Origin of the sequence: Bradyrhizobium sp. 6(2017), assembly GCF_011058295.2 — a bacterium.
Classification (GTDB): Bacteria; Pseudomonadota; Alphaproteobacteria; order Rhizobiales; family Xanthobacteraceae; genus Bradyrhizobium; species Bradyrhizobium septentrionale.
Genome location: NZ_CP049289.2, coordinates 5,971,598 through 5,989,565, shown reverse-complemented (window position 1 = coordinate 5,989,565; position 17,968 = coordinate 5,971,598). Strand labels below are relative to the sequence as shown.

Sequence of the window (17,968 nt, the reverse complement as noted above, 5' to 3'; positions counted from 1 at the left end):
GCGCTGCGTTTTAGTTGCCCATCGACCGCATCGCAGTCGATCTGTCGCAGGTGGTGGACCGGATGGTCCCGGCGGTCCACGCACCGGTAATTCGTCGGGCGTGTTGCCGGGCAACTCGTCCGGTCGCGGCGGTTCACCGGGTTCGCGCACCGGCGCTGGAATCTCAGGCTGCGGATTTCCCGGCGGAATGCCCGGCGGCGGTTCGCTCGGCGTGCCCGGCGTTGATGGTGGGATCTCGGGAGGCTCGATCGGCATCACATCGAGACCTTGCCGTTGTCGCCGACGCAGGGTCGCGTCGTGTTCATTGATCGCTCCATCGAAATTCGAAGCGATAACGGATCGCGCGCCGCGGCGTTCCTATGCGCGGCCAGGCCCTATGGCTCCACGAAGGATCCGGGAGGCCAAATTTAAAAAGCCTTGACCCAAATCAACATCGCGGTGCGCCATGGTCTCAGCACTCACAGCATGAAGCTGGACTGGATAATGATAGCCGGTTGCGCCTCAATCGCACTTTCCGTGCTGATCCTGATTGTCCTCTTTAGGATGTAGCCGAAAAAGCTATCCGGGGGGTGAGCGCACGAAGTGCCTGACACTGAACCAACTTCCGGCTTGGCACAAACTGCACTAGGTTGCCGAGTCTTCCAGGCGTAGGCTAACCCTCTACGTGGGGTTGTGTCATGCCTAATGACCTATTTTTCCGAATCTGCGCTGTGACCCTGGGTTTTAGTCCTATAGCAATCATGGCGTTTGCGTTCTTCGCAGACTGACGGCTAGATCGGCCCGTATGCATCGGGCGGGCCGCTAGATGGCCCCAGCAACCAGCCTTTACACAGGCCCCCAAGGTTTGCTGGGGCCACTCAATCAGAGGCCGCCTCAGTTGGCGGCCTTTTTCATTGCGGCCTGCGGTGAGCAGGGACGCTTCCGGGGGAGCCAGCTAGCGCAGTTTCGATTGGCGAATGATCACCTGGATCGGCGATTGGTGGGTGTATCTTCTCCTCTGGAAGTTACACCTCCGAAGTCCTACCAAGGTCCTAGCGCTGGCTCTCGTCACCCATGAGCTCATGAATGGTGCGGCCCAGCGTCTCGATAGTGAAGGGCTTCTGGAGTGAAGGAACGTCGGCAAAGTCGGGTGGAATTCCGCTCGCGCCGTAACCGGTCGAGAAGATGAAGGGTAGCTTACGCGATCTGAGGATCTCGGCCACCGGTGTACTTAATCTGCCGTCAAGATTTATGTCCAAGACGGCAAAATCGAACTCGGTGCGGTTCGCCAGCTCAATTGCCTGTTCGAGATGGCCTGCCTCGGCGGCGACGGTGTGACCAAGCACCTCGAGCATTTCTGCAAGCAGTATCCTGATCATCGTCTCGTCTTCAACGACGAAGACGGAATAGGCTGGTCCTGGTCCTGTCATGGTGGTGCCTGCTATTTCAGCTCGTAGTACCACGGAGATTGGTCAATCTAATCGCATACCGAATCCGGAGACGAGACAAGCAAGAACCGGATCTCTCGCCGCAAGGCTGAGAAAAAGTGGTAATATTACCACTTCGATTCACATGGGTTGCTCTCATCTGATGCGATCCGCGACGACGGTGATACTTAACCCATCGTCCGAAGAGGAGGCGCTATGCCCTAATCATTTGTTATAGGGCTATTGGAATCCGTAGCTCTCTGTAATCCCACAAACCGAAGCGGTCCCTGAAGGACATGCAAGCACGCTTAGAACACTTCGTGTCGAGGCCGAAGAGCGCGAGCTGATCAGCAAGCCGGCGACCAATAAGACCGAGGAAGAACTGTTCGCCAAGATGGCAGCACAACGGCGGGCTTTCGCCACATAAGTCGGCGTTTGCCGAATGGCACAAGTGGATTGACCCCGTACAGCAAGCTGGAAGCGTGAAATTCCCAGAGAGCGGCGTCGTTCGTCTATCACTGCCTCGAAGAGAATTTCTTTAGCGCAGGTAATACGCGCGGAATCGAATGCAATGCCGAGACCAACGCTGATATTCACGCGATAGCGTTTCGCGAGACTCGGGCCGAGCGCATTTTGTCACAACGCGCTCTCTATCGCTCATTTCCATTTATCTGGGACGGATGGTGCCTCCGCTCCGAGAAGTCTTTTCGCCGAGCGACCAAGCCTGACAAGCGCACTCCAGTAAACTGCCGCCTCTCGCAGGAACGATTCAACAAAGCGTGAGTTCGCTTTTAAACAAGAACGATAGATCGGTGACAGCCATGACAAGATCCGTTGAGGAATTGAGGCGCGAGTCCGAGCGGAGCCGCGCGCAGCTCTCGGCGACCGTCGATCGGTTAAGAGAGCAGATCACCGATACAGCAGAAGACTTGCGCTACAAGGTCTCTCCGGAGGGGATCAAGTCAGAAGTCTCCGATTTCGTCGGCCGAAAAGCCCAAGGCTGGCTCGACTTGCTGAAGCAGCAAGCCATGGAAAACCCGATGCAGACAATCGCCGCGGGGACTGCGGTTGCGGTGCCTGTCCTGCGGCTGGCTCGGGGCTTTCCACTTCCCCTTCTGATGATCGGTGCCGGCCTTGCGCTGACGTCGAAGAGCGTTCGCATCCGAGCCCTTGAGAGCGCGACGCCAACGATCGAAAAGGCCAAGGAATTAGGAGATGAGGCCGCCGAACGCGCTCAATCCGTCGGGAGAGATACGGTGGATGGGATATCCGCGATGGGGCGAAAGGCCGCCGACCTGGCGAGCGAAGCCCAAGCTACGGCGACCGGGCTTGCCGGCGACCTGAAAGACCGGGTAGCCCAGACTGTCGATCGAGTGAAGGCAGGCATCGATACCGCCTCGGACGCGGCAAAAGATAGCATCGATCGAGCCCGTTCCGCAGCGCGCGAAAAGGTGACCGCTAGCCCGGAATCCGTGCGTCAGGTCTTCCACGACAACGCGGCCTTAATCGCCGGTTTGGGGGTCGCGATCGGAGCGTTTGTTGCGGCCTCTCTTCCCAACACAAGGGCTGAAGCCTCTGCAATCGGCGAGGCGAGCGATGGTGTCAAACGTGCGGCAGGCAAGGCAGCTCAGTCGGGATTCGAGACGGCCAAGGACGCGGTACTGTCGGCTGCCGATGCCGCTGCCAAGAGCGTCTCGGATGCGGATCTCGGCAAACACGCCAGCCGGATGACCCGGGATTTGTCCGAAAGACTGAAGGAAGCAGCCGACGACATGGTGACGGCGGCATTCAATCCCTCTCGAACCGAAGAGAAATCGTCATGAGCGAATTTGATACCCATGTTCGGCAAGCCGCTTCTTCTCAGACGCAGGACTCGGCCTCCTCAAACACTCTGAAGGACCAGATCGCCGAAGCAGGCGCCGACGTCAAGCAACGCGCGGGCGATGCGCTGCGGGCCTCAACTGAGGCCGCGCGTGACAAGTTCAAGGAGGCGGCTGATGCGGCAAAAGACGTGGCGGAGGGAGCCGCGGATCGCTTCCAGGACAAAGCCGAGGAGCAGCAGCGCTCCGGAGCAGATTTCGTGACTCGGCTCGTCGGAAACATTCGGCAAGCCGGTCATGCTTTCGAAAGCGACGCGCCATTTGCCGCGCGCGGCATCAATTCCGCCGCCAACTACGTCGAAGACGCTGCCGAGAAAATCCGCAATGGAACTTTTCGCGATCTCGTGGACGGGGCATCCGACTTCGCGAAACGGCAGCCAGCCGCCTTTCTCGGATTATCGGTGCTCGCAGGCTTCGCCGCAATACGCTTCTTCAAAGCGTCAGGGAGCCAGACATCATCGGGCGGTGAGGATGCATCATGAACACTCAATCCGATCTTCGGGCGATTTCGACCCTCCTCGGCGACGCGCTTTCACAGTTCGCCAAGCTCTTCCAGAATGAGATTGATCTCGCCAAGGCCGAAGCCGGCGAGAAGGTGCAGCAGATCGGCGGCGCTTTAGGCTTCTTTGCTGCGGGCGCCGTTCTGGTCATTCCCGCGCTCGTCATGGCGCTTTTTGCGCTGTCAGCGGCCTTGATCGCGGCCGGCTGGTCGCAGCCGGGTTCATACCTTATCTCAACGATCGTTGCGGCAGCGGTTGCCGGCGTGTTGTTCGCCGTCGGCATGAACCGCCTGGACGCCCGCAGCTTGGCGCCTCGCGAAACGATGCGTCAGCTAGAGAAGGACAAGATTAGTGTGAAGGAAATGGTGAGATGAGCGGCACGCAAACAGGTTTTCTGGACAATCTGAGGGACGCGGTTCGGGAAAATCCGCTTGCCGCCGCGCTGATCGGCGGAGGCGCGATATGGCTCTTGTTGGGTAACGAGACGCTGAAGAACGCGGCAAAATCGGTGAGTGGGGCAACAGCACCGCTCGCCGATATTGGAGCCAATCTGCGGCCGAGCGCGTCAAAATTCACGAGCAGTCCGCCGACCGCTCCGGAAACGGAAAATGGATTATCACAACACTTGGGCGACACCGTGCGCCATGCGAAAAGCACGGCGTCGGCTGCCATGTCGAGCGCCGCGGATGCGGTCAAGCAAGGGTTAGATGAAGGCGTTACCTTTGCACAGGAAAACTTGGGCAAGCTCGGCGATGCGCTGCCGCGAAAGGAGACGATCGCACAGGTCCAATCGTCCTTCTCGGCGCTGCTCGAGCGACAACCGCTTCTGATCGGCGCAATAGGTTTGACGGTCGGAGCGGCGGTTGCCGGCGCCTTCAGTGGGTCAGAATTCGAAAACAAATGGGCCGGAGAGCTCAGCGACAGCGTCAAAGAGGACCTGAATGCGCGTGCGGAAGCGGTAACCCAAAGCGTGCGCGAAGCCTCCGACACGCTTAAGGCGGAAGTTAACGATATCGGCACCGAAACTCTTGAGCGGCTGCAAGAAACTGGCCGGACCGGGGCAAATGTGGTGCGGGAGCATCTAACGACGCGTTAGGCCGCGGAGGTTGGCGGCCCGAAGCTTCGCAACATGCGCCGCAGCGCGCTGGCGTTTTTGCTTGGCGCTGCTTTCGCCGGCGAAGCTTCCGCCTTGCCTCCCACGCGGGTGGAGATCGGTCCGATATGCGGGCGGCATGCCCCCTCTCAATCTTTACCAATGAGCGCGCCCGTTTGTGACCGGTGCATTTTGCCTCTTTCTCGGCCCGGGGTAGCCAGCGCCAGACTCCCAGTGTTGACCAATAGAAGGAACGCATTCTGGATCACAAGAGACGACTTGCCTTCGAGCACGCCGTCTCCCCACTACGCAATGGACGCGATGGTAAATATTGCGAAGCCTCGTGCATTCACGTTCGCCGCGACCATCGCCGCCGCGACAAGCTGCAAAAGTTCTTAATACGCTCGTTACTTACAAAACGAAGGGCTGCCCGACCGGGCCGGGCAGCCCTTGCTCTCCCTCTCACACGCTTTACTACGCTGCCTTGCGGTTCACGCTCTTCAGCGCCATCGTGTTCAGCTTGCTGTCCGTTGCTTTTTCCTCGTCGAGATTCTGCTGCAGGACGGAGGCGCAGTCGCTGCGGCCAAGCATGTTCGCCCATGCGATCAGGGTGCCGTAACGCGTGATTTCATAGTGTTCGACGGCCTGGGCGGCCGCGATTAGCGCGGCGTCCAGCACGCTCTTATCGTCAACGTCGCCGGCAACTTCGCTGGCTTCCTTCAGGATGCCGTCGATGGCGGGGCAGTTGACGCCCTTGGCTTCGACGCCATGCATCTGGAAGACCTTTTCAAGCCGGGCGATCTGGCCCTTGGTCTCGGCGAGGTGAGTTTCAAGACCGTTCTTCAGGGACTGGTCGGTCGCCTTCTCGAGCATGTCGGGGAGGTTCTTGGCTATCTGCTGCTCCGCGTAATAGATGTCCCGCAGCGTGTGGACGAAGAGATCATCAAGGGTTTTGATGTCTTTTGTAAAAAAGCCCATAGCTTCCTCCGTAGGGGTTCACTTGAGGAGCAAACCATTCTGCGAAAATTGGGTTCCTGTGGCGTTCTGATCGGGCGCTCCTGGTGCTCCCGCGCCCTCCAGACCAGGTGCCCAGCAGGCTCCGGGTGGTCACGGTTTTAACAGCCTGGCTTCAGATCGCCGCAAGATTGGCGGCCTCGACTCGACTATTTCAACGCTTCTGCAGACCTGACGGGGCGGAAGTGCGCAGCGCAGCCGCTAGGAACAAACCCCTTTACGAGGAATAGAATTTAGCCGATCGGGCCAGCATGGTCTTCGAGGCGCGGCGCTGCTCCGTCACCGCTGCGTGAGAGAGGTGGCAATTGAGCCCGAGAAAGGGCTTGAGGCGGTCAACCTAGGAGGTTTTATGTCGAGTGGCTGGGCGGTCAACGTGAGATCACGCTCGTTTGGTGATCTCGAAGCGTCGCGGACCTATTATTCTCGAGTGTCAGGCAGGCAAGATGCGGAAGAGGCCGTGAGGCGCCATCTTGACGCACCGGGCTACGCTGTTGAAGCGAGGTTACCCGTTCAGTCCAGTGTTTTCGACGCTCTGAAAATCCCAAACTCAGGAGTCGTTCTCAAGGACCCGTAATCGCGCTTTTCTCCTGACGCGATCGTCACCAGCGGGCGGAATGCCGAACGAGTGCCTCATCTGAACCGTCGCTCAGATTTTCGGCGCAACACCAGCTCGATCAAATACTGGCGTTTTCTCGATATCGCTTGCGTGCCGAGGTGACGTCCGATTTTTTTGTGTCATAGGAATCTCCCTGACGAGTCAATTTTTTCGCTCGCTACAGGTTCCGCCAACAACTCAAGTCAAACTGTAGCAACGGGCCGCGGAACGCCCTCCAGATCCCTCCGTTGATAATTCGACCTGTTGGAGAACCGAGCCATGCAAGACGATTACGAGATGTTTCGCGATTCGGAGCTTTGGCTAGCTGCTTTGGTCAGCTGCGGGCCAGCGTTTCTGATCGCGGCCATGATGATCGCATCGCTTATTCAGCCGCAGTTCCCGGGCTGACAAGCTATGAACCAGCCCGCAAAGCTGCGAGTACCAGGCAAAGTGCTAAAGATAGCAGGAGCAACTGTTCTGCTGGCGCTGTTGCTCATGGGTTTTATTTTTAGCGCGATATAGCTGCGGGCGGATTGCCTTGACCGAGGATGGTGGATGGACCGATAGCGGCCCGCTAGGCTTCGTGGGATTGCCGTCGGCACGCGAAGCGGCTGTGGTCGGCCCCATGAGCGACTACCCCATCAAGATCACGTTCGGCGAATGCGCGAAACGGGCGCCACGCGCATCATCGTCTTTTGCAAAGGCTATCGGTGCTCGCATAACATCCAGATGGACGCGGCGAGATGGCCGGACGAGATGCGGCTGTCAGATCTCGAGCCGCGGTCATTTGCACGGTCTGTGGCAAGCGAGGCTCTATCATTCGATCGGTAGACGCGCCCCCCAAGATGGGCACGGTTAATGGGAGTCGCTAGCAATCGCGGCATGAGGCGATGGCGGGTCCGGGCTGGAAAATCTATGCCTCGAACCGCATATTTGGCGGATGACCTCGAGGGATCACTTCAAGGCTTATTTAAAGTGCCCGCGTTGTGGGCTTACCGGCGTCGCCAACTTGGCCGAACTTGATGAGCCGGGCCAGACAACCATGGTGGAGCAGCTTCCACGAGGCTTTAAAGTCGTGAATCAGCCTAGCAATCTCGCTAGCATCGATCTGTTCTGCGAACGGTGCGACGTGTCAGCAATCACCACAGACAATAGACCAAATGACTAGCCATCCCGAACGTCCGAGGGATCGATCCCATGCAACTCGCGACACCGCGGCGGGGACACGTAGCCGTGAACGAAGTTCCTTTGGAACTGCAGCCAAGGGGCGGGCGTTAGCCTTTATCACCGCCCGGATCAGTGGCTTTTATCGGTGATGAGACCGCCCGGTTAGCGCTCCCGCCTTCCTCGAACGGGAAAGGAGCGTCCCATGGTCATCAAGCGGCGGCGTTTCAAACAAGACCAACCCCTTCAAGAACGTCTGTGTGACGAAGGACAGCGCCTGCGGGCGATGGCCACCGAACTGCCCGTTGGCGCGGCCAAGGAGGCGGCGCTCAAAAAGGCCCGGCAGATGGAGACCGCCTCACATATAGGCGAATGGCTTTCCTCCGCCGGCCTGCAGAGCCCGAAGTGAAGCGGACGAACCAGCGTCCCATCATCAGAGACGTTGTAAGTCCCGACATTAAGACTCGGGAAGTGTTCGCTCTCGACCTTGCCGACGATGAAACCGCGAGAATGGTGGCTCGAAAAATCGCCGCTGCAACCGGGCGGCGCGTGACACTTCGGGATGCTGACATGATAGCGATAGAGACGGTTCCAGCCCCTAAAAGGCATTAGCCTCGCGTCAGGAACCTGTTCTGCCTGCCTGCTTTGACAAAGTAACGCAGGAAGGCGAAGCATGACGCGCTATTATTTTGATCTGCGCGACGGTGAGGAGTTGGCCCCCGATGAGGAGGGCTTGGAACTCAACAGCATGCAGGCGGCGCAAATGGAGGCTGCTAAGTCGGTGGCAGATATGGTCCGGGACGTCGTGTATCAGTCTCAGCGCGTACACAACCACCGCATGGCGATAGAGGTCCGAGACGACAAGGGCCCTGTGATGCAGCTCAAGTTCACCTTCGAGATCGAAAAGAAGTTGCAGTAAGGCCTACGCTTGATGGCGTTGAATCGGTCTGCGTTGGAGTGCATTGCACTGGCCAATCGCCGAACTGCTTTGATCGTATTTGTGGTCGCGCTCGCGATTGCGCTTATCGCTGCGACCATTACGACGCTCGAGAACGTTCCTACGCGCGTGTTCAGCAACGAGACGCCCCCGTACGATCGGGCTGGCTCGGCGCAGCCGCCGTCTGATCTGGCGCCAGGCGCACCGCGGGTGTCGTCCGGCAACGTCGTCGCCAAGGCTCTCACGCGCTCTCTATAGGCTTGCTGTCGGGATCGGCCCGAGCAAAACACACGGTACGAGTGGCCGTGCGACGCTCGATGCGATTTGTCGCAGAGGGCAGTCGTTTTGATGGGTTAAATTGACGGAGGGCGGCATAGCCAGATGAGAGACTCAGCCCGATGTTGGAGGTTTTGAGCACATGGTCCGTTGAAGCGCTTGCCGTTGTCGTCGTTTTTGCTTTGGTAGCGTCGGCCGTGGTGAGGCTTATGCAGGGTCGGAAGCCGTGACGAACGCACTGGGGTGTGTCGCTCTCGCAACGTCACACTTGTTCCCTTAAGTGCAACCAGCATTTCGACTCCACAACGGCGCCGCACTAGCGCTTGATAAGCGCAAGACCCGGGGCAGGATTTTGCCACCAAGAAATCTTCAATCCGGGCCGGGAAACCGCTGTCCAGCGCCAGCGGCCTCTTCGTTTCATGCGAAGGAGGCCATCCAATGCAGACGCAGGTATGGGCTCTCGCCGCGTCAATCGGCTGGACCGTCATGAAACCCGGATGCCGGCTAACCCTCCTTGGCACGTGTTGTGCCTTCCCAAATGGTAAAGAGAGGGGCGGATATTATGATCGCTGAGCACTTTTGGGTCGGGGCTGCGCTATTGGGCGTTGTCACCGTCCTCGCCTTTCATTCGACCGGGCAAAGGCGCTGGTAGTGCGTCTACAGTTCACCTTTTGGCGAGGATCGGTTCATAGCGGACCTCGAATCGAGTGCTTCGCCATCAGCCCAATATCGACCAGCCGGCCGCGTCCATTGCTCATTTCCGGTTTCGATCACGGCGCACCTTCTGAAATTCCTCAGGCCCCTTGATGAGCTTGCGCTTGCGGTTGGCTTGATCGTCTGGGCTGGCTGCAGGATCGGTCACCGTGTCGATCGCGGCTCATGCTACTCGCGCGCGCTGCCTTGGGCCATCAGGGCCATGCCGGTCGTCGACCTCAGGCAGGGCCTTGGTCGGTACAGTGTTCGACGAGCCGGGGGATACGCTAAATGATGTCTTATCGGTATCTTGTCCTCGGTGGGGATAAATTCAGAGGTGATATTTTTCTATGCGCTCGCCGCGAAGAGGTCCCAGCGTCCGGGCAGGCCCTTGAGCTCGTGAGCTCCGCGATCGGAGAATCTCAGTCCGGCACCCGCGACGAGGTCTGTAACCACTCGCGAGACAAGAACTTCGTCCGGCCCCGCTTGTGCCATGACTCGGGCGGCCGCATGGACTGCGATGCCTCCGATATCGCCATCGCGTAGTTCGATTTCGCCGGTGTGAAGGCCAGCTCGCACTGGCAAGCCCAAGCGCCTCGTTGCAGCTTCGAATGCCAGCGCGCAACGGATCGCGCGTCCGGGGCCATCGAAGGTAGCGAGGATTCCGTCGCCGGTCGTCTTAACGAGATTTCCCCGATGCTGGACCACGATGCGCTGGGCCGCTTCGTCGTGTTCGTCGAGCATCCGACGCCACGCGTGATCGCCCATTTCCGCCGCCCGCCGTGTTGAATCGACGATATCGGCAAACAAGACGGTCGCCAGCACCCGGTCGAAATCCGGCGCGGTCGCCTCTCGGTGCCCGGTGACGAACTCCTCGATGTCGCCGCACAGGCGCGGTCGGTCGCCTGGAAAGATGAGATGATCGCTACAATCCGCATAAGCCAAGAATTTGGCGCCGGGAATCTGTGACGCCAAGAACTTGCCGTTCTCGATCGACATGACGTCGGCTTGACGGTGCAGCACCAGAGTCGGCACGCGGATCGCAGGAAGGATGGTCCGCACATCGATTTCAATGTTGTACCGAGCCGCGATCTTGAGAGCACCGGGGCTGAAGGCCAAGCGCTCCAGCTTGGCGTACTGTCGGGCAACATCGGGATCATCCGCATGGCTCGGAAGAAAGTGGCGGACGGTTACGCCGGTGCCCCAGCCGGCTGTCCAAACGCCGTCTACGCGGCCCACTATCTCATCTCCCGAGGGTCTGAATGAGTAGCCCGGGGCGCTGCTAAATCGCGCGAAGCTGCCGAACAGAACTAGCTGGGAGACCCGTTCGGGAAAGGTTGCAGCAAAGACCATGGAGATCGGCCCGCCCTCAGAGCAGCCTAGCAGGACCGCCCGCCTCGATCCGACTGCCTCCATGACGGCGCGTAGGTCGTCGACGCGCTGCTCGAAGGACGGCATGCCGAGATACCGATCGGACAGACCTTGACCGCTCTTGTCGAAGGTAATGACTCGCGCGAAAGCGGCGAGGCGCCGGAGAAAATCGGTGTAGCCGGGAAGCTCATGCATGAATTCGAGATGCGTGATCATTCCGGGGACGAAGATCAGATCGATCGGCCCGTCGCCCATTACCTGGTAGGCAATGTTCAAGTCACCGCTTCGGGTGTAGTGCGTCTCTGGCAGATCTGGCGTGCTCATCGATTGCACCACGTTATGGGCTCGTATTCGACGTATCGCCGCGCACGGCGCCATTCCTCGCTTCCTTCGCCACGGGCTGTCATCTTATCACCCAAGCGCCGGAACCGGAAAAGCCAATGTCGGTGTAACGGCAGCGATGCCGAGAAGGAACGGAGCTGTGAATAAGCGCCGAACTTTGACCCTCGGTCATCGGCTTCCAACATTTCGGCGCCGATAGGGGTGAAACCGTCCGCCGAATACAGATCACCGACCTTTTATACGAGCGCCGCAGGGCCGAACGACGATCTCGATTGCCGGCGGCAGCTTTGTTTGCTTTCCAATCCTCAGTTTTCATCTCGCCAATATCATTCCAGCACTCCCTCGACACACCGCGGACCCGCCGTTCGCTCCAGGGTGCGGTATCTCCAACGCCGCGAAACTGAAACAAAAGATCATGCTGGCGAACGAACTAAACTGCGCCGCAACAGGCTGGGGGCCGTTCTCCAATTCGCTTCTGAACCCGGATTACAGTAGCGGCGTGCCATCTCCCGCCGGTGGGAGTCGCTATCTTGCGCTCATTCAGCGCCGCGGCCGTGGCCCGCGCGGACCGGCCAGCGAGTTCAGTCAGGATCGGACGCAACTGCTCGGCGCGTTCCATCGCCTCGTTGCGGTTCGCGATGCCCCTTGCGTTGAGCCCGCCCAGTTTAACGCCCTGAGCCTTTTTAGCCGCGAGCGCGTCCCGAGTGCGTCGGGAGATCATCGCCCGCTCTTTTTCAGCCAGCGCGGCGTAGAGATGCAACATGAACGGGTCGGCGTCAGCGCCCAGCTCTGCGACGATAAACGGCGTCTTGTGCGACATCAGCCCGCTAATGAAGTGAACGTCACGGCTCAGCCGATCCAGCTTGGCAACGACGATCGGAGCCTTGATTTTCTTTGCCGCCTTCAGCGCCGCCGCGAGTTGCGGTCGGCGATCGAGGGCATCCGCACCTTTACCGGTTTCGACCTCCTTGAAGGTCTGGATTAGGTCGTAGCCCTCGGCTTCAGCGAATCTGGCCAGCGCCGCTTGCTGGGCCTCGAGTCCAAGGCCTGACTTTCCCTGCCGCACGGTCGAAACGCGGATGTATGCAATGGCGGTCTTGGTCATGAGACTATAATCCTAAGACGTGCAACACTGCAACCGGCGTTGGCGTGTTACAGGCACTCACGGCAATGGGACTAACATACTGTAATTGAATGATTTTTTGGAAATTTTCTGCGGGGCAGGCGAGCCGCTGGAATGCCCTTGGGCTGCGGTGGGAGATTTTCAGCGAAAGCCCGCACAAGTGCCCCTGGCGCACCGACAAGGGCCTCTGTTGGCGGTGGCCACCACGGGGCGCCCGACTTGGGCCAGGAGGCCGGTTGCTGGCGCCCCTGGTGCGAAGAATCCAAAGGTTGCCCTAAAGCGTCCCACATCCATCGAGACACCCCACGCGGGGCCGCCGTAGCTCGACCGGCCGGTAGGCCATCACCACGGCGTCCGCGAGGTTCGGCGAGCGCGTTTAGGCGACACGATCAGCGCGTCCCGTCCCGCGCGGGGTTCGGATCACTGGACGACCTTTGTCGTCATGGTATTCGTCGTAAAGGCCACTGACCCACGACATCGAGCTGTATCCAGATTTGTGGGCTATCAGCATATCGAAAACACCGGCTACGGCGTTGGCGACATCGTCGTGCACGCCCGGTGCGTGATCAATGCTGTCACGACCTCCTCGTGCAGTGCGACGCTCAAGGCCAACGATCTGCGCAAACAGTCGCCCATCTTCGAGTAAATCGACCATTCGCGAATTGATTCCAGGCAAGAGGTTTCGATAGAGATCCGACTTTGGTTTCTCCGCCAACTTGTAAAGAATCCCATGTTCGCGAAAGCGTTCGCGTGGCCACTCGCCTGCGTATCGATCGCCGGTCACGTGTGAAACACGGTAACTTTTTAGGAGTTTGGAGAACCCAAGCACGACGTCTTCGGGATTGAACGGCGGCCGACGCTCGCGAATTGCGTCAAGTACGATAACGTCATCCTGCCGGTGGCCGATCGCCAGCGTCATGCTGTCGGCACTACCGCCGCTCGGATCGACGAACGCCGAATAGGTGACGCCGGATATCGGCGGGCGCTCAAGCACGCCAACCGAAACGCAAGCCTCCACGGCTTCTCGATTAACAAAGGACTCGACGTCGGCGCGGAACTGTGCGCCGTACTCGGCCGCAGCACTGGCGGAATCGCGTTCCGTCGCATCGTCGATCACGCGTTGCGGTACGGTCGGGTTCATGGTGCGCGTGGACGCTTGCCAGACCAGCGTCGGATCGCCATCCTTGCCAAAGTGCCGCCGGTGGGCATCCCACAGCGCGCCGCGCCGCGCGTACGGGGAACTGGCACAGAGCAGCATCGCGTTTGGAATCGTCGCCATGCCTGGGCGCAAGGCGTCAAGAATTTCGTAGTCGGGCTGGGCGCTGTCGTCGGTCGGCCAGAAGGCCATCTCGTCGCAGAGGGCGGCGACGATGGTATACCCGCGCACAGACCTGAACGATGCCGTGCCCACCTCGATCGTGACTGAATTGCTCAGATCAAGGGTCTCGCGATCCTCGCGAGCGATGAGCCTTGCGAGCATCGGGACTTCCGTCAGCAGCGCGCGGATGTAGCGGAAAATTGTTCGTGCCTGCTTTCGATCCGTGGCAATGATCAGAACCGTCCCGCGCTCACCCGGGGCGAAGTATCTGCGATAGTCGTGAAACGCCGCCAGATACACCGCGATGAGCGCCAGCACGAAGCTCTTGCCAGCCCGTCGCCCGCAAATCAGCCAGGCCTCGCTGGCTGGTTCGGTTGGCGGAGAGTCGCGCCCGGTGCATTCCCGATAGATTGCGAGCTGCTCCTCGGTCAGCGGCAGTCCGAACAGTGCGGCAAGCAAGGCAAACCACGCGTTCCACGTTGCGCGATCCCTGAACCACGGCGCGAACAACTTTTCGTCCGCCCCAGCGTCGAGAATCGTCAGCGGTGGACGCACCGGGGTCATGGGTGCGTCTCGTCGTCCCGCGAATTTGACCTGCCCGCAATGTACTCGTGCAGGCTCGGCGTTACGTCGCGAGGTCGGCGTCCAAGGCCGACACTTTCGAGGAGCCTCCGGAGGCTGTTGGCTGTCCGCTGGTAGAGCTCCAGCTGGTCCGGCTGTGCCTCGCCCGCAATCGCGAAGCCTACCTCCATCCGTTCGAGTTCAACAGTCAGGGTCGCGCAGCGACGGACGATCGAGCGCTCGGCCTCTGACACGGCGGCGTCGCCACCGAGATCGGACAGATGCAGGTCGATGAGATCGCGCAACCGCCGCACCCAAGCCAAGCGACCATCGACGCCGGGCAGGATCGATGATCCATTGCTGATCCGCGAGCGACCATGGGATTTTAAGGAACTAGACGCCAACTATTAGTTGCCTTTCCGCACGCTACCAGCCGGCAATATACAAGGATTATATTCTTAAAACCATGGGTTTGTTGCGGATTTTCCAAGAACCATGAGCCAATGCAGGCGCAAAAAATGTGGAGGCCAGGCCCAGGGACACGGCCCCCTGCGGAGGCGCGGCACCTTGGTAGCGCGGTCGCCGGGTGCGTTATCGCGATTGGCAGGGCTTGTGGGGCTAGCTAGGCAGCCAAAGACGCTGGGCAGCGCTCCGTTAGGGCTGGACAGCAGGGGTGGGGTAAGAGTCCGGCAGGGGGCATATTAGCATTTAGAGACCCTCTGCCCTTCTGATAACAAAAACAAACACTTAACAGCCCTTCTGAGGCAGAAGGTACCTTCTGGGGCAGAAAGGTAATCCCCCCTGCGACTAAGTGTTTGTATTTGCCGCCAGAAGGGCAGAGAGGCTATGGGCATTAAAGAGACCGTCCGGTTCAGAAGTCCTCCTCCCGCCACACCCACCCATTTGGCGTTTGTGTTGAGCTGATGCCCATCTTTTGGCGCGCGGTCTTGAGCTGCTCCTCTGTTATGCCCTGCTTCGCGGCTTCAGCGATTGCGACCCTTGCATCCACGGTCGGACCGCCACCCAGCAGCTCCGGCTGTGCGCGGTTCATGATGGACTGCAGGAACGCCTGAACTTTTTCCTGCTGTCCGCGCTGCTTCTTCTTGCCCTCGCCTTGCGACGCAGCGCCAACCGCTTGATCAGCGGTGATGTCCACCGCACCTTCCCACACCACATGCGGCGCAGCGATGTTGTCGTGCGTCTCAGCGTCGCGGCCGACGACGGTTTCGGCGATGCGATAGGCGAGCGTTGGCATCTTGGTGTGAGGATTGTTCTTTGCGTTGGCAAAAAGATAGCGCCCGGTCGGAGTTTTTGTGCCATCTGCTTCCTCCTCTACCTCGCCGACGCACACGTGGCCAATTCGTCCGGCGGCAATGAATGCTTGGCTCCCGATGAAGTGGTCGATGGCCTTTTGCCCCGCGCTCTTCGGCGGATGGGTGATAGTTGAAATCGCGATGTTATGACCCTCGGCGAAATCCTTTAGCGGACCCAACTGGCTGCGCACCTCAGTCGTCCTGTGGCTGTCTACCTTGCCCCCCATGTACGCAGTGATTGGATCGATGGTGATGAGGCCGACTTCTCCGATCTCGGCAACGGCCCGCGCCAACATGTCCAGATCCTCGCCGAGCAGAAACTGACGATCCTGACCGTCCTTTCTGATTTTCTTAAGAATGTGCACTCGCTCAACGTTGGCATTGGCGGCCAGCAGCCTTGGCACCACCTCATCTTGAAGGACATCCTCCGCTGTAAGCATGATCACGTTCGCAGGGGGCAACGCCTTGGCACCATCCGGCCACGCGAGACCAGCACTCACGCAACCGATGAAATGAATTTGGGTCTGCGATTTCCCAAGGCCCGGAATGCCGGTGAGAAGCTCCTGCGCACCACGAAGGAGATGGCCGGGCCAGACCCATTGCTTTGCCCTGATGATAACATCCTTCGCGCAAACCAACTCGTAGCTCTTCCCATTGGCCTGCTTGATTGACTTGATTGATGGCTTGCTCATGCCGCCACCTCGCGGTTGAGCAGCCGCCGATATAATGTGCGCCAGCCGCGGTCGTGCTGATCGGCGTGCCAGAATATCGTCCTGGCTTCGATCGAGCCCATCTTTGCGCATTCGCGCCACTTGCGCTCGCATGCGCGCCGCTCATACTTAGACGACTCCCTTGACCACTCGTCGAACGCGGCATACCCGGCGTCGCCGAGCGCCGCGTAAATTGCTGCGCCGATGCGAAACCAAACCTCGTAGTCGTCGCTGGGGATGACGGACAGCGCGACCCTGATCTTCAACTCGGGGTCAGGATCATCCGGGAAGGTGTCAGCGGGATCAGTCGATAAACCCTTCCCCGCATCGGCCTCAATCACGGCCGCCAGCACCGGATCGTGGACGTGATGGTTCTTGTTTTTGCGGGCTAATGTTTTTCTCGGAGGCGTGGCGAGTCGAGTCAACCCGGCGCGCTGCTCGGCGGTCAGGCGAGCGACGTTGCGCAGAAACTCTTCCACGTGCATCTGGTCCGCCACCTTGGAACCGGGGCGAATAAAACCACCAGCGCCGCCGAAATAGGGCATGCTCAGCGACTTCGGCAGCACGGTGGGGTCGGGGTTCTGCGGCTTCGGGAAAAACTCGACCTTGGCGAGATTGAGGCTTCGGGCCATTCCCTCCGCAACCGCGGTCGCCTCTGCCACCGGGATTCGCTTTTCGTGAAAGGCATAAACGTGTGCGCCACCGGATTTGGAGAGCCGAACATAGAACGGGAGCTTGCGCCCCTTGATCGCTCTGACGATGTCAGTAACGTCGATGTCGTATTGGTCGACATCAACCACACTCACGCCGCTCGTGCTATCGTCGCAGGCCAAGCTGAGAACGAGCGGACATTTTCCGGCCAGGTGCCGCTTCCACAGATAGAGCGTGACCGGTTTGCGCACCGTCTTGTAATGCACCTCTAACTTGCCGTCGCGGTCGCGTCGTTGGTGCGTGGACTTGTCGAGAATGTAGGTGGCATGCGCCCGCTGACTGGCGGGAAATAACCGCATCATTTGAACGGCGGGGGTTTTGCGTGCGATGGATCCCTTCATGACTGGAATCCATTGTCGCGCAGCCATTGCTGAATCCGCGGCACAAGAGGGCAGGTCGTCACGCCAGAACTAGACGCACGGACATCGCCGTTCACGGTGCTGCGCAGCGCCAATGTCTGCTTGTCGGGACACTCGTACACCCATTGCCCGCTTTCGTTTTGCTTGAAGTGTCCGAGTGCAAGGGCCGCTGCACTTACTCTGGCAGCATCGCGCGCCTTTCGCGACGCATCGGCATCCCGCGCTTCGCGACAGGCGTTCCATATGGCGTCATGGTTCATCTTGTTTGCCATCACTTCGCATCCGCACGCTTGGTGATGGCCTCACGCGTCATCCGCTCCTTAAATTCCTCCAAAGCGCGGCGCGACCTATAATTCTTGTTGCGGATCTTAACCGGCGAGGGAAATTCCAGCTTCTTATCTTTCGTCCAGCGGTGGAGGGTCATAAGACACCTCGAAAACTCCTTCGCAACGGCAGGGTCGGGAACTAGCTGATCTGCGGGGATTGTCGGCGATGTTTTTGGCATGGTGTGTGGTCCCGTGGTTAACGGTACCAAACTTGCCCATGCAGGGCGGCCTTAAAAGGCGGGGGCAGATGTTTATTGCGCCCCATGGGGCATAAAA

17 protein-coding genes and 1 pseudogene are annotated in these 17,968 nt (G+C 59.5%); 7 read left to right on the top strand and 11 right to left on the bottom strand.

The annotated features are described in order from the left end of the window. Positions 1 to 39 precede the first annotated feature (39 nt). Positions 40 to 255 (bottom strand): annotated as a pseudogene (locus G6P99_RS28245) (hypothetical protein); the annotation flags it as partial. 776 nt (positions 256 to 1,031) lie between these two features. Continuing rightward, positions 1,032 to 1,409 (bottom strand): response regulator, encoded by a 378-nt coding sequence (locus G6P99_RS28240; protein WP_165124186.1) that lies wholly within the window; start codon positions 1,407 to 1,409, stop codon positions 1,032 to 1,034. 818 nt (positions 1,410 to 2,227) lie between these two features. On the opposite strand from G6P99_RS28240, the gene G6P99_RS28235 reads away from it, so the two are divergent. The 4 genes from G6P99_RS28235 to G6P99_RS28220 are packed head-to-tail and all read left to right on the top strand — an operon-like array spanning position 2,228 to position 4,882. Beyond that, positions 2,228 to 3,229 (top strand): DUF3618 domain-containing protein, encoded by a 1,002-nt coding sequence (locus G6P99_RS28235; protein ID WP_165124183.1) that lies wholly within the window; start codon positions 2,228 to 2,230, stop codon positions 3,227 to 3,229. After that, positions 3,226 to 3,768, top strand: a complete 543-nt coding sequence (locus tag G6P99_RS28230; RefSeq protein WP_165124180.1) for a hypothetical protein — start codon at positions 3,226 to 3,228, stop codon at positions 3,766 to 3,768. Before G6P99_RS28235 ends, G6P99_RS28230 begins: the two co-directional genes overlap by 4 nt. Then, positions 3,765 to 4,160, top strand: a complete 396-nt coding sequence (locus G6P99_RS28225) for a phage holin family protein (protein WP_165124177.1) — start codon at positions 3,765 to 3,767, stop codon at positions 4,158 to 4,160. Before G6P99_RS28230 ends, G6P99_RS28225 begins: the two co-directional genes overlap by 4 nt. Continuing rightward, positions 4,157 to 4,882, top strand: a complete 726-nt coding sequence (locus G6P99_RS28220; RefSeq protein ID WP_165124174.1) for a hypothetical protein — start codon at positions 4,157 to 4,159, stop codon at positions 4,880 to 4,882. The genes G6P99_RS28225 and G6P99_RS28220 overlap by 4 nt, the downstream gene beginning before the upstream one ends. 471 nt (positions 4,883 to 5,353) lie before the next feature. Here the strand turns inward: G6P99_RS28220 and G6P99_RS28215 are convergent, their stop codons facing one another. Beyond that, a complete protein-coding gene (locus tag G6P99_RS28215) occupies positions 5,354 to 5,857 on the bottom strand; it encodes a ferritin-like domain-containing protein (RefSeq protein WP_165124171.1) in 504 nt (167 codons plus the stop codon). Between the two features lie 910 nt (positions 5,858 to 6,767). On the opposite strand from G6P99_RS28215, the gene G6P99_RS28210 reads away from it, so the two are divergent. The 3 genes from G6P99_RS28210 to G6P99_RS28200 all read left to right on the top strand — a co-directional run bounded on the left by G6P99_RS28210 (position 6,768) and on the right by G6P99_RS28200 (position 8,571). Further along, positions 6,768 to 6,896, top strand: a complete 129-nt coding sequence (locus G6P99_RS28210; protein ID WP_256434685.1) for a hypothetical protein — start codon at positions 6,768 to 6,770, stop codon at positions 6,894 to 6,896. A 961-nt stretch (positions 6,897 to 7,857) separates the two neighbouring features. Continuing rightward, entirely contained in the window at positions 7,858 to 8,061 is a 204-nt protein-coding gene (locus G6P99_RS28205) for a hypothetical protein (RefSeq protein ID WP_165124168.1), read from the top strand. 264 nt (positions 8,062 to 8,325) lie between these two features. After that, complete coding sequence (locus G6P99_RS28200; RefSeq protein WP_165124165.1) at positions 8,326 to 8,571, top strand: DUF6894 family protein; 246 nt, start codon at positions 8,326 to 8,328, stop codon at positions 8,569 to 8,571. A gap of 1,335 nt (positions 8,572 to 9,906) precedes the next feature. On the opposite strand, the gene G6P99_RS28195 is transcribed toward G6P99_RS28200, so the two are convergent. The 8 genes from G6P99_RS28195 to G6P99_RS28160 all read right to left on the bottom strand — a co-directional run bounded on the left by G6P99_RS28195 (position 9,907) and on the right by G6P99_RS28160 (position 17,790). After that, positions 9,907 to 11,253: an adenylate/guanylate cyclase domain-containing protein gene (locus G6P99_RS28195; RefSeq protein ID WP_165124162.1), complete on the bottom strand. Its 1,347-nt coding sequence runs from the start codon at positions 11,251 to 11,253 to the stop codon at positions 9,907 to 9,909. A gap of 448 nt (positions 11,254 to 11,701) precedes the next feature. Then, positions 11,702 to 12,376, bottom strand: a complete 675-nt coding sequence (locus G6P99_RS28190) for a recombinase family protein (RefSeq protein ID WP_165124159.1) — start codon at positions 12,374 to 12,376, stop codon at positions 11,702 to 11,704. Positions 12,377 to 12,770: 394 nt separating this feature from the next. Beyond that, positions 12,771 to 14,276 (bottom strand): terminase large subunit domain-containing protein, encoded by a 1,506-nt coding sequence (locus tag G6P99_RS28185; protein ID WP_246709640.1) that lies wholly within the window; start codon positions 14,274 to 14,276, stop codon positions 12,771 to 12,773. Continuing rightward, positions 14,273 to 14,578, bottom strand: a complete 306-nt coding sequence (locus G6P99_RS28180; protein WP_246709638.1) for a hypothetical protein — start codon at positions 14,576 to 14,578, stop codon at positions 14,273 to 14,275. Before G6P99_RS28180 ends, G6P99_RS28185 begins: the two co-directional genes overlap by 4 nt. Before the next feature lie 566 nt (positions 14,579 to 15,144). Then, positions 15,145 to 16,278, bottom strand: coding sequence for an AAA family ATPase (locus G6P99_RS28175; RefSeq protein WP_165124153.1), 1,134 nt, complete (start codon positions 16,276 to 16,278; stop codon positions 15,145 to 15,147). Continuing rightward, a complete protein-coding gene (locus tag G6P99_RS28170; protein ID WP_165124150.1) occupies positions 16,275 to 17,348 on the bottom strand; it encodes a PriCT-2 domain-containing protein in 1,074 nt (357 codons plus the stop codon). Before G6P99_RS28170 ends, G6P99_RS28175 begins: the two co-directional genes overlap by 4 nt. After that, positions 17,345 to 17,638, bottom strand: a complete 294-nt coding sequence (locus tag G6P99_RS28165; RefSeq protein ID WP_165124147.1) for a VCBS domain-containing protein — start codon at positions 17,636 to 17,638, stop codon at positions 17,345 to 17,347. The genes G6P99_RS28170 and G6P99_RS28165 overlap by 4 nt, the downstream gene beginning before the upstream one ends. Further along, positions 17,638 to 17,790 (bottom strand): hypothetical protein, encoded by a 153-nt coding sequence (locus tag G6P99_RS28160; protein ID WP_165124144.1) that lies wholly within the window; start codon positions 17,788 to 17,790, stop codon positions 17,638 to 17,640. Before G6P99_RS28160 ends, G6P99_RS28165 begins: the two co-directional genes overlap by 1 nt. Positions 17,791 to 17,968: the final 178 nt, after the last annotated feature.

What these genes read in the sequence shown, in the direction of transcription:
- G6P99_RS28240 (WP_165124186.1), bottom strand. Translation starts at nt 1,409, where the DNA reads ATGACAGGACCAGGACCAGCCTATTCCGTCTTCGTCGTTGAAGACGAG.
- G6P99_RS28235 (WP_165124183.1), top strand. Translation starts at nt 2,228, where the DNA reads ATGACAAGATCCGTTGAGGAATTGAGGCGCGAGTCCGAGCGGAGCCGC.
- G6P99_RS28230 (WP_165124180.1), top strand. Translation starts at nt 3,226, where the DNA reads ATGAGCGAATTTGATACCCATGTTCGGCAAGCCGCTTCTTCTCAGACG.
- G6P99_RS28225 (WP_165124177.1), top strand. Translation starts at nt 3,765, where the DNA reads ATGAACACTCAATCCGATCTTCGGGCGATTTCGACCCTCCTCGGCGAC.
- G6P99_RS28220 (WP_165124174.1), top strand. Translation starts at nt 4,157, where the DNA reads ATGAGCGGCACGCAAACAGGTTTTCTGGACAATCTGAGGGACGCGGTT.
- G6P99_RS28215 (WP_165124171.1), bottom strand. Translation starts at nt 5,857, where the DNA reads ATGGGCTTTTTTACAAAAGACATCAAAACCCTTGATGATCTCTTCGTC.
- G6P99_RS28210 (WP_256434685.1), top strand. Translation starts at nt 6,768, where the DNA reads ATGCAAGACGATTACGAGATGTTTCGCGATTCGGAGCTTTGGCTAGCT.
- G6P99_RS28205 (WP_165124168.1), top strand. Translation starts at nt 7,858, where the DNA reads ATGGTCATCAAGCGGCGGCGTTTCAAACAAGACCAACCCCTTCAAGAA.
- G6P99_RS28200 (WP_165124165.1), top strand. Translation starts at nt 8,326, where the DNA reads ATGACGCGCTATTATTTTGATCTGCGCGACGGTGAGGAGTTGGCCCCC.
- G6P99_RS28195 (WP_165124162.1), bottom strand. Translation starts at nt 11,253, where the DNA reads ATGAGCACGCCAGATCTGCCAGAGACGCACTACACCCGAAGCGGTGAC.
- G6P99_RS28190 (WP_165124159.1), bottom strand. Translation starts at nt 12,376, where the DNA reads ATGACCAAGACCGCCATTGCATACATCCGCGTTTCGACCGTGCGGCAG.
- G6P99_RS28185 (WP_246709640.1), bottom strand. Translation starts at nt 14,276, where the DNA reads ATGACCCCGGTGCGTCCACCGCTGACGATTCTCGACGCTGGGGCGGAC.
- G6P99_RS28175 (WP_165124153.1), bottom strand. Translation starts at nt 16,278, where the DNA reads ATGAGCAAGCCATCAATCAAGTCAATCAAGCAGGCCAATGGGAAGAGC.
- G6P99_RS28170 (WP_165124150.1), bottom strand. Translation starts at nt 17,348, where the DNA reads ATGAAGGGATCCATCGCACGCAAAACCCCCGCCGTTCAAATGATGCGG.
- G6P99_RS28165 (WP_165124147.1), bottom strand. Translation starts at nt 17,638, where the DNA reads ATGGCAAACAAGATGAACCATGACGCCATATGGAACGCCTGTCGCGAA.
- G6P99_RS28160 (WP_165124144.1), bottom strand. Translation starts at nt 17,790, where the DNA reads ATGACCCTCCACCGCTGGACGAAAGATAAGAAGCTGGAATTTCCCTCG.